At 45.9% G+C, this 13,564-nt stretch carries 11 protein-coding genes; 5 read left to right on the top strand and 6 right to left on the bottom strand.

Annotation, left to right across the window (positions count from 1 at the left end; translation table 11 throughout):
- Positions 1 to 629 (bottom strand): DcaP family trimeric outer membrane transporter (locus QME20_RS17140; RefSeq protein ID WP_281716302.1); only part of this gene is annotated, 629 nt, incomplete at its 3' end.
- 244 nt (positions 630 to 873) lie between these two features.
- Between QME20_RS17140 and acs the strand changes: the two genes are divergently transcribed.
- Positions 874 to 2,820: an acetate--CoA ligase gene (gene acs, locus QME20_RS17145; protein ID WP_281716303.1), complete on the top strand. Its 1,947-nt coding sequence runs from the start codon at positions 874 to 876 to the stop codon at positions 2,818 to 2,820.
- A gap of 18 nt (positions 2,821 to 2,838) precedes the next feature.
- Complete coding sequence (locus QME20_RS17150) at positions 2,839 to 3,483, top strand: response regulator transcription factor (RefSeq protein WP_014950824.1); 645 nt, start codon at positions 2,839 to 2,841, stop codon at positions 3,481 to 3,483.
- Here QME20_RS17150 and QME20_RS17155 read toward each other — a convergent pair.
- From QME20_RS17155 to rimK, 4 genes are all read right to left on the bottom strand, one after another.
- The gene (locus QME20_RS17155) at positions 3,443 to 4,432 is read right to left on the bottom strand and encodes an amino acid ABC transporter substrate-binding protein (RefSeq protein WP_281716304.1); all 990 of its coding nucleotides are present in this window, start codon (positions 4,430 to 4,432) and stop codon (positions 3,443 to 3,445) included. The genes QME20_RS17150 and QME20_RS17155 overlap by 41 nt on opposite strands.
- Before the next feature lie 68 nt (positions 4,433 to 4,500).
- Positions 4,501 to 4,935 (bottom strand): RimK/LysX family protein, encoded by a 435-nt coding sequence (locus QME20_RS17160; protein ID WP_014950822.1) that lies wholly within the window; start codon positions 4,933 to 4,935, stop codon positions 4,501 to 4,503.
- A 17-nt stretch (positions 4,936 to 4,952) separates the two neighbouring features.
- Positions 4,953 to 5,984, bottom strand: a complete 1,032-nt coding sequence (locus QME20_RS17165) for a succinylglutamate desuccinylase/aspartoacylase family protein (RefSeq protein WP_014950821.1) — start codon at positions 5,982 to 5,984, stop codon at positions 4,953 to 4,955.
- A gap of 48 nt (positions 5,985 to 6,032) precedes the next feature.
- On the bottom strand, positions 6,033 to 6,938 hold the full coding sequence (gene rimK, locus QME20_RS17170) for a 30S ribosomal protein S6--L-glutamate ligase (protein WP_014950820.1): 906 nt from the start codon (positions 6,936 to 6,938) through the stop codon (positions 6,033 to 6,035).
- 276 nt (positions 6,939 to 7,214) lie between these two features.
- Between rimK and QME20_RS17175 the strand changes: the two genes are divergently transcribed.
- On the top strand, positions 7,215 to 7,838 hold the full coding sequence (locus tag QME20_RS17175; protein ID WP_014950819.1) for a mechanosensitive ion channel family protein: 624 nt from the start codon (positions 7,215 to 7,217) through the stop codon (positions 7,836 to 7,838).
- Positions 7,839 to 7,885: 47 nt separating this feature from the next.
- Here QME20_RS17175 and QME20_RS17180 read toward each other — a convergent pair whose 3' ends face one another.
- Positions 7,886 to 11,329 carry a PAS-domain containing protein gene (locus tag QME20_RS17180; RefSeq protein WP_281716305.1) on the bottom strand — a complete coding sequence of 1,148 codons (3,444 nt, stop codon included), beginning with the start codon at positions 11,327 to 11,329 and terminating at the stop codon, positions 7,886 to 7,888.
- 257 nt (positions 11,330 to 11,586) lie between these two features.
- Between QME20_RS17180 and QME20_RS17185 the strand changes: the two genes are divergently transcribed.
- Both QME20_RS17185 and QME20_RS17190 read left to right on the top strand, forming a co-directional pair.
- Positions 11,587 to 11,853 carry a DUF4212 domain-containing protein gene (locus tag QME20_RS17185; RefSeq protein WP_014950817.1) on the top strand — a complete coding sequence of 89 codons (267 nt, stop codon included), beginning with the start codon at positions 11,587 to 11,589 and terminating at the stop codon, positions 11,851 to 11,853.
- 3 nt (positions 11,854 to 11,856) lie between these two features.
- The gene (locus tag QME20_RS17190; protein WP_014980378.1) at positions 11,857 to 13,563 is read left to right on the top strand and encodes a sodium:solute symporter family protein; all 1,707 of its coding nucleotides are present in this window, start codon (positions 11,857 to 11,859) and stop codon (positions 13,561 to 13,563) included.
- The last annotated feature ends 1 nt before the right edge of the window (position 13,564 follow it).

Here is a 13,564-nt window from a genome sequence, read left to right on the forward strand (position 1 = left end):
TCTGGAACGCTGCTGTCGTCACTCGTAATTCGGCTACCACCGCCAAATGGCGTAATGGTTGATTCTGGGTTTTCAAGGGCAAGCTGAAGGCCGCCGTTGGTATATCTCACCATAACTTGACGACCAAAGGTAATGCCGTCAGTCGTACCAACAAAGTCTAAAGATTCAGGTAAAGAACCTACGTCCATGAAAGTTGTCCATGTTTGACCTACCAACCAATTTTTGTAGGTCAGGTATGCGTGACGAACACGAGGAACGTAAGAGTTACTGATGCGCTCATCGCCGCCATCGGTCACTAAAAAGTCGAGCTCGAAAACACCGTTAATGGTATCGCCTTCAGCGGTTGGTGTTGAAGTAGCAAAGCGGAATCGCGATGTTCTAATGTGAGCATCAAATTGTGGATCTTCGTCAACGCCACCAACAGGTGTTAGTGAAGGAATATAGAAATCGCGACCTACGCTACCCGATGCAATGGTGCCATCTGAGTAGTCACTGACCATAGCGTCGACTTTAATGTAGCCTGTGAATTTCACACTTGTGTCGCCGATTGTTGCTGCTTGCGCTGCACCGGTAGATGCTGCTAGGCACAGCGCTACTGCTGTAGCCGTATTTTTTATTTTAGCTTTCATCGTGTCTGTTCCAAAAAAGTGGTTAAATAAATGTAAATTCAACGTTAACATTGCTGATTGTGTACTTATTATCTCAAAATTAAATAAGCCAATGGTCGCATAAGACTATAGTCGTAATACTTTTCTAGTAGAACCTTAGTTGTATGCTGCTAAGACCAAAGTCTCATTTTGCTTTGTGGGTGAATGGCTAGAGTGTTTCACCATACAACAAGAATTTACATCATTGATATTGGAGGCAATCTATATGACCGCCAGCAAAACTTATCCTGTGCCTGAGAACATTCTTCAGTCTACCCATTTAACCGCATCTCAATACGACGAGATGTACAAGCAATCTGTAGAGCAACCTGAAGCGTTCTGGGCTGAGCACGCATCCATGCTTGAGTGGTATCAAAAGCCAACCAAAATTAAAAACACGATGTTTGGCGAAAACGATGTGTCGATAAAATGGTTTGAAGATGGTGAGCTAAATGCCAGCTATAATTGTATTGACCGCCATCTGGCTAACAATGCCACAAAAGTTGCCTTTCACTGGGAAGGCGACTCACCAGAAGATAGCCAAGATATCACGTATCAACAAGTACACTATGAAGTTTGTAAATTAGCGAATGCACTTAAAGAAATGGGCGTAGCAAAAGGTGATCGTGTTGCGATTTACATGCCGATGGTACCTGAGGCTGCCTACGCCATGCTAGCGTGTGCCCGAATTGGTGCAGTACATTCGGTGATTTTCGGTGGATTTTCACCTAACGCGATTGCCGATCGTATCAACGACAGCAACGCCAAAGTCGTGATTACTGCTGATGAAGGCCGTCGTGCTGGAAGAAGTATTCCACTGAAAGCGAATGTGGATAAAGCACTGTCTGGTGATGCGTGTCCGTCTATTACTCATGTTTTAGTTCATAAGCTAACAGGAGGAGAAGTAGACTGGAATGCTAAGCACGATGTGTGGTGGCATGACGCTGTTGATGGCGTGTCAGCGCAGTGTGAACCAGAGGTAATGAACGCGGAAGACCCACTGTTTATCCTTTATACATCAGGCTCTACTGGAACGCCAAAAGGTGTAGTACACACCACGGGCGGGTATCTCTTATATTCTGCGATGACCTTTAAATATGCCTTTGACTACAAAGAAGACGATGTTTATTGGTGTACCGCTGATGTAGGCTGGATCACAGGCCACAGCTACATGGTTTATGGCCCTATGGTGAACGCCGCATCACAAGTGTTCTTTGAGGGTGTACCAACCTATCCAGACGTTAAGCGTATTGCTCAGGTAGTGGAAAAATACAAAGTAAATAGTTTATATACCGCGCCAACTGCTATCCGCGCATTAATGGCCCACGGAGATGTTCCAGCTGAAGGGTGTGATGTCTCATCGCTTCGTCTGTTAGGAACAGTAGGTGAACCTATTAATCCTGAAGCATGGGAATGGTACCACCGCGTAATTGGTATGAGCCGTTGTCCTATCATCGATACATGGTGGCAGACAGAAACAGGTGGACACATGATCCTGCCTTTACCTGGCGCTACGGAGTTGAAGCCTGGCTCAGCGACTCGTCCATTCTTCGGCATTCAGCCTGCGCTATTTGATGCTGACGGTAATGAGCTTGAAGGGGCAGCAGAAGGTAATCTTGTTATTAAAGACAGCTGGCCTAGCCAAGCTCGAACGGTTTATGGCGATCATCAGCGCTTTATTAACACCTACTTTAGCGCGTACAAAGGTGTGTACTTCACCGGTGACGGTGCTCGTTGCGACGAAGATGGCTTCTACTGGATCACCGGTCGTGTAGATGACGTGCTAAACGTTTCTGGACACCGTTTGGGCACCGCTGAAATCGAAAGTGCACTTGTTGCCCATCCTAAAGTGGCTGAGGCTGCCGTTGTTGGCTTCCCACATGATATCAAAGGGCAGGGTATCTACGTTTACGTAACGCCAAATGAAGGGGTTGAAGCAGATGAAGCCCTTACTAAAGAGCTTAAGGCGTGGGTGCGTCAAGAGCTAAGCCCGATTGCTACACCTGATATGATCCAATGGTCTCGCGGATTACCTAAAACCCGCTCTGGTAAAATTATGCGCCGTATTTTGCGTAAGATTGCCGCCAATGAGCATGAGCAATTAGGTGACACATCTACGTTGGCGGATCCATCGGTTGTTGATACACTGATAGAGGAACGTCTAAATAAGTAGAAACTAAGGATATAGACAATGATAACCCTTCTAATCGCTGATGATCATCCGCTGTATCGCGATGCACTAAGAGGCGCGTTGTCGTTGTCACTTCCAGCCTTAACCCTCAAAGAGGCGGGAGACCTTAACACTACAGTCGATATTCTCAACAACGAGGATATCGACTTATTGTTGCTTGATTTGCACATGCCGGGTAGCAATGATTTGTTTGGCTTACTGCATATTCGAAAACTCTTTCCCGAGCTTCCTGTTGCCGTAGTCTCTGGCACAGAAGACACCACACTTATTTCAAAGATTATTAGCGTGGGCGCGCTAGGATTCATCCCAAAAACTGCCAGTGCGCAAGATATTGCAAACGCCGTAGAAGCGATTCTGGATGGCGATGTATGGCTACCTGATAACTTAAGTGAAGACGTTGATGAGGTGAATGAAGAGTTCTCTGAATTAGCGGACAAAGTTGCCTCGCTAACGCCTTCGCAATACAAAGTGCTTTGTTACATGCGAGACGGCTTGCTGAACAAGCAAATTGGCTTTAATTTAGATATCGCAGAGGCTACGGTTAAAGCGCATGTTACTGCTATCTTTAAAAAGTTGGGCATAAACAACCGCACACAAGCGGTACTTATTGCTTCACAACTTGAGTTGGAGCCGCCGGTTCAGTAGCGTCGAACTTAAGCACGGCTTCTGAGGTAGCAAATTCCGGTAAGAACTTTTCTAATGCCAAGCGGCTTTGTTCACTTAGCAAAGGGTTGTCAATTTCAATAACCGTTCGCCCTTCGGTAAGTGCCATACCTTCTCTAAAGTTATCATGAGCCAACAGTAGCTCCTGAAACTTACCCGTTTCGAAGAGCCTTAACAGACCTTCAGCTATCCGCCCGGCTAATGCCTGATTGTCGCTTCCTACAAAGAAAAAGATGGGGCTTGGATACGATATTATAAGGTGTTCATCAATAGTTAGGCCGCGAGAAAGGGTTTTGTCTGAGAGTTCCTCTTTGATTTCCATTACGCTTCTCGGAAACATATCGGCGAAGCCTTCTGAAACAATGCGAAATGACGCCCGGTAGGTCGTTTCCAACACTGGGATATCGTTTGCGCGAAATATCTTCGTATCGGGCCAGTCGTAGCCCAAAACCGCGCGGTATGCTCGTAACGCGTTTAATGACTTTACTTCTTTAAGTCGCGTATCGCCTTCTCTGACCAGCAGTGCACGCTTACCAAAAAGACCCGCCATAATGGGAATGCGAATGGGCAGGAACTGACGTTCACGCTCTGTCGAGGTAACGCTCCACGTCACGTCTAGCATGTTGTGTTCAAGGCTGCGTAGTTGACGTTCTTGCGCCGTTTCTTGGTCGCTGACAATCAGTTCAAAAGAACCGTATTGAGGTTCAGTAACGCGCAGTGATTCTGTGAGAAGACGTTTAGCGTAGGCGTATACGGCGTCTCGGCCAGGATGAATATTTGGCAAGCGGAGAACGGTGTGAGGTAAGTCAGTACTTACCTCATTTGTGTTTTGCTGCTGAGCATGAGCACTCAATAGTGTAAATACACTCAACAGCAAAGCGGCAACACTTAGGGCTTTTTTCGTAACGTCCATATTTTGTATTTCATGCACTAAACGCATGCCTTACTGCAAGTTGCCGCAGGTATTAACGTTGAATAACCATTGGCAAACTTGTATTGCTAGTCTTTCCCCGTCAGCAAAAAGTCGTGTTCGGGGTCTACAATAAATTGACCACTCATTGCTTCTCTTCCGAGCAGCATCAAATAGGTCATTTCAGAGCGGTCCGTTAGGGTTAACTGAATATCCCACTGGTACCCGTCCATTATTATAGGCGTAATTATAACATAGCGCTTCTCAAGTGTAGCCGTTGAGCTTTTTACGCGTTTTTGTCCTTCTACACGTGCTTCTCTGCGAACCACGCGTTCAACGTTGTGAATGTCCGGATGAATATCAAATTTAATCCATAATTCACCGTCTTGATCAAACTCTTCAATGTTATCAACGTGAAGTGAAGACGTTGCCGCCCCTGTATCAACGCGTACGTTCAAATCAGAGATGGCGAGTTTTGGTAAATCGCACAGCTCTACCGCACCAACAATTTTTTTATTGTTCATCAGTTTTTCTACCAATTTTATAAAACAGGACCCTGTTCTGGTGGCAATAAATTGTCTTGTAATAATTCTACGTGTTCTGCAACAGTATCAGGCTCTGAAAAGTATGCAATGTGGTATACCGCTTCACCTTCTTGGGTAAGCGGAATATTTTGTTTACCAATTACAACACCTTCTGCAGGGCTTTCAAGGCTGTCTAAATAATTGCCAAACGGATCAGCAATAATGGCCAGTTTGTCACCTTTCTCAACATGGTCACCTAGCTGTGCTAGATGCGTCACAAAGCCACTTTCTGGCGCTCGAACCCATCCACTTTGGCGCGCTATAAAACGTTCGATACTGTGGCCCTTGCTGCGGCTTTTATTTAGCATGCCCAAATGACGCATGGTATTAATAATGCCTCTTACGCCGGCACGAATAGAAAACTCGTCATAACGTAACGCTTGGCCTGCTTCGTAAAGCAGAATTTTAACGCCACTTTCACTGGCCGATTCGCGCAAAGAGCCATCGCGTAACTCTGCGTTAAGAAGTACAGGTACGCCAAACGCTTTTGCCATTTCCAGTACTTCTGGGTCGTCTAAGTCAGCGCGAATCTGAGGCAAGTTACTACGGTGTATAGCGCCGGTATGAAGGTCAATGCCGACATCGCACTTACTTACCACTTCTTTAAAAAACAAGTTGGCTAACCTACCGGCAAGCGAACCTTTTTTACTCCCTGGAAAACTGCGATTCAAATCGCGTCTATCGGGTAAATAACGAGACTGGTTTAGTACGCCGTACACATTAACCATAGGCACCGCGATAAGGGTTCCTCTTAGGCGTTCAATCGCTTTTGAGCGGATAAGTCTGCCTACTATTTCGATGCCATTTAATTCGTCACCGTGAATGGCTGCGCTGACGAACATAATGGGACCTGGTCGCTTTCCTCGTTTAACGTAAACCGGAATGCTCATATTGGTGGCCGTGTACAACGGCGGCATTTCTAACTCAATCTTTTTTGTTTCGCCAGGAGCAATGTTTTCACCCCCAATTCTTAAAACATCATTTACCACTAACGTTTTCCTATATTTACGTTATTGCATAGCAAAGGTTAAAGGGCGCTAGCCCTTTCCACGGGTTTTTGTTTTGTGCGGCTCTGCGCTTTTTTCAATGAACTCGATGATCATACTGGCGACATCCTTATTGGTCGCTTTCTCAATGCCTTCAAGGCCCGGCGAAGAGTTTACTTCCATAACGACTGGACCGTTGTTCGAACGAAGAATATCTACGCCACAACAATTTAGTCCCATCGTTTTAGCCGCATCTACCGCTGTTTTGCGTTCCGCTGGACTTAGGCGAACTAAACTTGCCTGACCGCCACGGTGAAGGTTAGAGCGGAATTCCCCAGGTGCTGCTTGGCGCTTCATCGCTGCTACAACTTTTCCACCTACCACAAAGCAACGAATATCTGCACCGCCCGCTTCTTTAATAAACTCTTGCACTAAAATACTGGCGTTAAGACCCATAAAGGCTTCAATGATCGACTCTGCCGCTTTTTGCGTGTCGGCCAATACCACGCCAATACCTTGCGTGCCTTCAAGTAACTTAATAACCACTGGGGCGCCGCCAACCGTCTTAATAACATCATCGATTTTATCAGGGTGGTGTGCGAAGCCTGTTCTCGGCATACCTATGCCTTTACGTGATAAAAGCTGCAATGAACGCAATTTATCTCGAGAGCGGCTGATAGCAACCGACTCGTTAAGGCTGTATGTGCCCATCATTTCAAATTGGCGAACGACTGATGTGCCATAAAAGCTAACCGATGCGCCAATTCGCGGGATCACTGCATCGTAATAGGGTAGTCGCTTACCGTTATAGCGAACTGACGGTCGCGCACTGGTGATATCCATGTAGCAGTGCATGGTATCGATAACGTCAACCTGATGCCCGCGAGCCTGCCCAGCTTCGACTAAGCGTGAAGTAGAGTAAAGACGAGGATTTCTAGAAAGAATTGCAATGCGCATTATAAAAAAGCCTGTAGTTTGTGTTTTATTTTGTCGTTTTATCGACCAATCTACTACCACGTTAGAACGTGATTGTTAAATAGACAAGTCATTTTTGCGCGCATACTAATGTAAGTGTTCGGGGGTGTCTTACGAATAATTCTTGTTGTGTCGATTGCTTTTAATGCATGAACTTGACTGTTTTTCGCGTTAGCATTAGAGCGCGTCGGCCTTTTTAACGTAAAATCAGAATTTAAGGTCAGTCTGCTTAACGAAAAAATGTAAGGATTTGTGTTAATGAATGAGTGGTGGCATGGGTTTTTGGCGTGGTTAACTCAGTACCAGTCAAATGTCGTGTGGAGTGGTTTGGTTTTACTAATTTATTTGGCGATGTCTCGTAAGTTGCTGCCAAAATTAGAAACCAACATCGTAAAGTCAAAGCTAAAATCAAATAGTGCTATTAAAGGGCTTTTTGCTGCACGGGTTATTGTCGCTACAGTATCGTTAGCCTTGTTGTTGCTAGCATGGGGGATCGATTTTTCTGGGCTCTTAGTGCTTTCCACTTCTATCATCACGGTAACCGGTGTTGCGCTTTTTGCTAGTTGGTCACTCATCAGTAACATCACTGCGTACTTTATTTTGCTCACAAACGTAGCCTATCGCAGAGGTAATTATGTGCGCATTCTCGACGGCGATAACTTCATTGAAGGTGTGATTGCCGATGTAGGGCCGTTTAGCACGCGCTTGCTTACCGCTGAGCGTGAAACTCTCATGTATCCTAATAACCTAATTTTAACCCGTCCTGTTTTGCTCAACCCTAAAGAGAAGTGGGGAGCAATGGGAAAAGTGGTGGCAAAGTCGAGCGTAGAAACGCCGGTGGTTAAAATTGAAGAAAGTAAACCACACGACGAATTACTCTAGACGTCTTTCCTTACACATATAGCGAAAAACCTGCAGCGAGCTACTAGCTACACGTTTTTCGCTTCCCTGATGTAGCGCGTCATACTTTGAAGTAGTGCGCGCAGTTTCGCTGGTTTTAGCGGTTTAGCTAAGAAGTTTACGCCTTGGGCTTTACACTGTGTAACTAAGCTTTCATCTGGTGTCGCCGTTATAAGCGCTGCTGGCACCACAATATTAAGTCGATGTCTAATCTCTTCAATCAAAGCTAGCCCATTTTTCTCGCTGTCATGACTGAGCTGATAATCCATGAGTAAGATTTGAGGCTGAATAGTCTCACAGACTTTCAACGCGTCATCCCAATTGTTCGCAAGCACCACATTGATTCCCCATTTCTGTAATAGGGTCTGCATGGCATCTAAGTTCTCTCTTTGATCGTCCACGCAAAGCACGTCCATGCCTGTAAATGTTGTACTGCGGGGCTTTGCTGTAACGTTGGATACCTGTTTTGGCTCAGCTTTATCCAAGCTAAACGCAAAGCAGCTGCCTTTGCCTATTTTCGAGGTAACACTAATATCGCTGTTCAACTGCAGACTTAAACGTCGAACAACCCCCAAGCCGAGACCTATACCGTGTTCCTTGCTTTCGTTCGCGCGGAAAAAGTCACCAAAAATACTGTCTTTTTTATCGGTAGATATGCCAATACCTGTGTCGATAACTTTGAAATAAACGGTGTCTTTTACAGGCTTGATAATGAACAAAACGCGGCCATTTTCCGTGTATTTCACCGCATTTGAAAGCAAGTTTTGGGTTATTCGGTATAAATACGTTTTGTCAGCTTTTACCCAGCACGGGCGTATAATCGCTTTAAAACGAAGTCCTTTTTCCCGCGCGCGCATTGCCATTTCGTCCACAAGTGGTGACAGCAGGGTCCTTACATCAATAGACTCAATATCGGGTTTCATTTCACCTTGATCTAAGCGTGCAATATCCAGCAAAGTGCCAATCAGTGTTTCGCTAGACGTCACGCTATGGCTAAGCTTTTGAATAATGGCTAGCGCTGACTCAGTCAGTTCTTGTTCTTCAAGGGCGCTCACGTAGAGCTTGGCCGCATTTAGCGGCTGCAAAACATCATGGCTTGCGAGCGCCAAGAAGCGGGTTTTACTGGCATTGGCATCTTCTGCAGCCTTTCGTGCCCTTATCAGTTCTTTCTCGGCATCAGAGCGCCGTTCTATTTCAAGTCGAAGCTCGGCGTTTATGGAGTGTACTTCTTCAGTACGCTTCTTAATACGAGCCTCAAGATCAATGTTTGATTCTTCAAGCGCTTGCTGTATTTCCACGTGTCCGGTGATGTCGTTGAAGCTTGTTACGAAGCCTCCGCCAGGTAAAGGATTACCTACCATCTCAATAACCCGTCCATCCATTCGTTGTCGCGTGAAACGATGGGGCATACCAGAGCGCAAATGAGCCAGCCTTTTTTCTACTTCACCGTCTACGTTATCTGTGCCGAACTCACCTTGTGAAGCGTTGTACCGAATAAGCTTTTCTATGGGCGTACCTACTGCCAACAAGTTATCTGGGTAAGGGTAGAGGTTGGCATAGCGTTTATTCCACGCTACTAAATTTAAGTGTTTGTCGACTACGCTAATGCCTTGGTCCATGTTTTCAAGTGACGTGAGTAGTGCAGTCATATTAAATTGCATGGCTTGCGTTGTGTCATCGAAGAAGTTGATAACCTCGGTAAAGTCCATCTTCTTACCACGCAATGCACTGTCTAGTAGTACTTTGGCACTCGACGCGCCAATAACGCCACCCAAGGCGCGTTCGCAAAATGATAAAAACGACTCATTTGGCGTATCGTCGTGCTTTAATTGGCAATTATTGAGTTGCTGATATTGTTCCAACAATTGTTGACAACGACCGGATCCCATAAAGGTCGACAATAGCGTTATAAGATCGGAGACGGTCACGTTAGTTGCCTGCGCTTTAACGGTATTGTTAGTGGAAATGGCAGGAGACACAAAGGCTTCAGCTTGCATTCTGTCGATAAGACGCTGCGGTGCAAAGTGTGAAAAGAGTATGTAAACAAAGCTGTTTGCCGCTAAGCTAATCATAGCGCCTTGGCTAATGAGTTCGTTTTGTTCCATTTGTGAAACTTGCTCGCTCACGATGGGAAGTACAAGCCACAACACCCAAATCACTAGTCCCACCATTAGCCCTGCGTAAACCCCGTGCGCATGCGCGCGCTTCCAGTAAAGTCCGCCAACAATGGCTGGCATAAGCTGGATAACTAACGAGAACGCAATAAGCCCAATTGAATGAAGCGAGCGGCTGCTGGTCATTTGCTGGTGGTACAAAAACGCCATAAGCAAGATAAACGCGATGACGATACGGCGAATAAGCCTGATTTTGCTCGACACGTCCTGTTTGTCATCGGTATTGCCTGTAAATGCAAGAATACGCGGCAGAATCACATCGTTGGTGAGCATAGTACTCAGTGTGAGTGTTGCCACAATGATCATAGCTGTTGCGGCAGAGAGCCCGCCTACAAAAACAATCACTTGAAGAAGAACTGACTCTGAAAATACAGCCAGCGACAGTACGTAAGAGTCGGGCTCGATATTAGCGCCAGCAAAAATGGCTTTGCCTGCAATGGCGATAATAGGAATTACCGCTGAAATAATGGTCAGGTAGAGAGGGAATAACCACCTTGCCGTGCGCAGATGACCTAGGCTTAGATTATCAATAATGGCAACGTGAAACTGCCTAGGCAAACAAACAATGGCCGCTGCCGCCATGATAGTTTGAGCGATGAAAGTAAACGAACCAAACTGCGCCAAGGCTATTTCATTGGTGAAACTTTCGAAGAATGGACCAGACTGGGTGCGCTTCCACGCACTATAACCAACAATGGCAACCAGCACTAACGCCAGCAATTTAATGGTCGACTCGAAGGCGATAGCCAGCATCAAGCCCCGTCGGTATTCGGTGACGTCCGTTTGCCGGGTACCGAAATATATTGCGAATGCCGCGATGAAGCCAGTGGCGGCAATAATAATGCCGTTGCTGTTAGGCTGCTGAGTAAGAAGTTGGAAAGTAGCGCCCACTGCTTTTAATTGAAGCGCGATATAAGGAATAGTGGCAAGGAGCGCGATAAGCGTAACTACCAAAGCTACGGTTTGGCGCTTGCCATAGCGCGACGCGATGAAGTCGGAAATGGTAGTGATGTGTTGCTTCTTGCTGACGAGGGTTAACTTGTAAATAAACTTATAACCCAAGACGTAAACGAGAATAGGCCCAAGCATGATTGGCAGGTAAATCCAAGTGTCTCTACTTGCTTGGCCTACCATGCCGAAAAAAGTCCATGCGGTACAATAAATAGCGAGGGCCAGCGAATATATAGCGGGATGTGACGTTAGTGCTCTAGCGGTGGGCGAGTTCTTTTCACCCCAACTCGCCAGTGAAAACAGCAAGAAGAGGTACAGTACTGCAAGTGTTACCCAACCAAAAACCATAACGTTCCTTTTAACTTAGTTTTAACAATGCTGTCGCTATTATAATCATTTCGACCATGGTCTACCTACGACCATGGTCTCATTTTGAATTTTTCAAGGCAGGTCTAGAGTAATACGCGAGCTCCTAAATGCTTGACTTTGCTGCTTGTGATTGTCTTTCCTCAACCACGTAACACGCAGCAATAACGTTAACAAAGCCGGGCGTTAGGAATATGTAAAATCATAACAATCAATTAACCTGACATGAGGGTGAAACAATGGCATTTAGAAACGAAGAGGACAAAAAAGCGTATTGGAGGGAGAATCTCGCTCTTCTCGCCAAGCTTTTAGTCGTTTGGTTTATCGTATCATTCGGTGCCGGCATTATTTTTGTCGATATCTTAAATGAAATCCAATTCTTTGGCTTTAAATTAGGCTTCTGGTTTGCGCAGCAGGGCGCAATTTACGTATTTGTTGCATTGATCTTTGTCTACATGGCGAAGATGAACGCCATGGACAAACGCTACGGCGTAGATGAGGAGTAAATCATGGACGTTCAAACTTTAACGTTTATTATCGTTGGCGCATCGTTTGCGCTTTATATCGCCATCGCTATTTGGGCTCGCGCAGGCTCAACTAACGATTTTTACGTTGCAGGTGGCGGCGTACCTCCCGTTATGAATGGGATGGCAACGGCAGCAGATTGGATGTCGGCAGCCTCGTTCATTTCAATGGCGGGTCTTATCTCATTTATGGGGTATGACGGTGCAGTATATCTAATGGGGTGGACAGGTGGTTATGTTCTACTTGCGCTTTGTTTAGCTCCCTATTTACGTAAATTTGGCAAATTCACGGTACCTGACTTCATTGGGGATCGTTACTACTCACAAACCGCGCGTACGGTTGCTGTATTTTGTGCAATCTTCGTTTGCTTTACATACGTTGCAGGTCAAATGCGTGGCGTAGGTGTGGTATTCAGCCGCTTCTTAGAGGTTGATATTGTGTCTGGCGTGGTTATCGGTATGGTTATCGTGTTCTTCTACACCGTACTTGGCGGTATGAAAGGCATTACTTACACGCAAGTTGCACAGTATTGTGTAATGATTTTCGCCTACATTGTACCGGCGGTATTTATCTCTATGATGGTAACAGGACATATCCTGCCGCAAACCGGCTTTGGTGCGACCTTAGCAGACGGTTCGGGGGTGCATATGCTGCAGAAACTCGATAATTTGTCTGTCGAGTTAGGCTTTAACGAATACACCTCAGGAACAAAAAGTACCATTGATGTATTCTTTATCACCTTTGCGTTAATGGTAGGTACAGCGGGTCTTCCACACGTAATCGTTCGCTTCTTCACTGTGCCTAAAGTGCACGATGCGCGTAAATCTGCAGGCTATGCACTAGCGTTTATCGCAATTCTATATACCACAGCACCGTCACTAGCAGCGTTTGCCCGTGTGAATATGATCGAAACCATTAATGGACCTGAAATGACGGGAACCAGCTATGAAGAAGCGCCGTCGTGGATTAAAAACTGGGAACAAACTGGCCTTATCTCATATGAAGATAAGAACGGTGATGGCAAGATGTTCTATTCGGGTGACGAGCGCAACGAAATGAAAGTCGACCGCGATATCATGGTATTGGCTAACCCTGAAATTGCGAACTTACCTGCGTGGGTTATTGCACTCGTTGCAGCGGGTGGTGTGGCAGCCGCATTGTCAACGTCTGCAGGCTTGCTGCTGGTTATTTCAACCTCTGTTTCCCATGATTTACTGAAACGAAACTTTATGCCAAACATAACCGATAAAGCCGAGCTCATGTATGCGCGACTTGCTGCTGGGGTGGCCATTGTCATAGCAGGTTACTTCGGTATCAATCCGCCAGGCTTTGTTGCACAGGTGGTGGCATTTGCCTTCGGCTTAGCGGCGTCGAGTTTCTTCCCGGCAATTATTATGGGTATCTTCAGCAAGCGCATGAACGATAAAGGTGCTATTGCTGGTATGATTTCAGGTATTGCCTTCACTGCGGCTTATATTATTTACTTCAAATTTGTAAACCCAGCGGCCAATACGCCTGACAACTGGTGGTTTGGTATTTCTCCTGAAGGTATTGGCACATTAGGTATGATGGTGAACTTCATTGTGGCTTTCCTTGTGTTCAAAGCAACAGATGAAGCGCCAGAAGAAATCCAAGAACTGGTTGAAAGCATTCGTTATCCTAAGGGTGCGGGTGAAGCATCAGCGCACTAAA

Origin of the sequence: Alteromonas sp. CyTr2 (assembly GCF_947311905.1) — a bacterium.
In the GTDB taxonomy this organism is placed as follows: domain Bacteria; phylum Pseudomonadota; class Gammaproteobacteria; order Enterobacterales; family Alteromonadaceae; genus Alteromonas; species Alteromonas macleodii.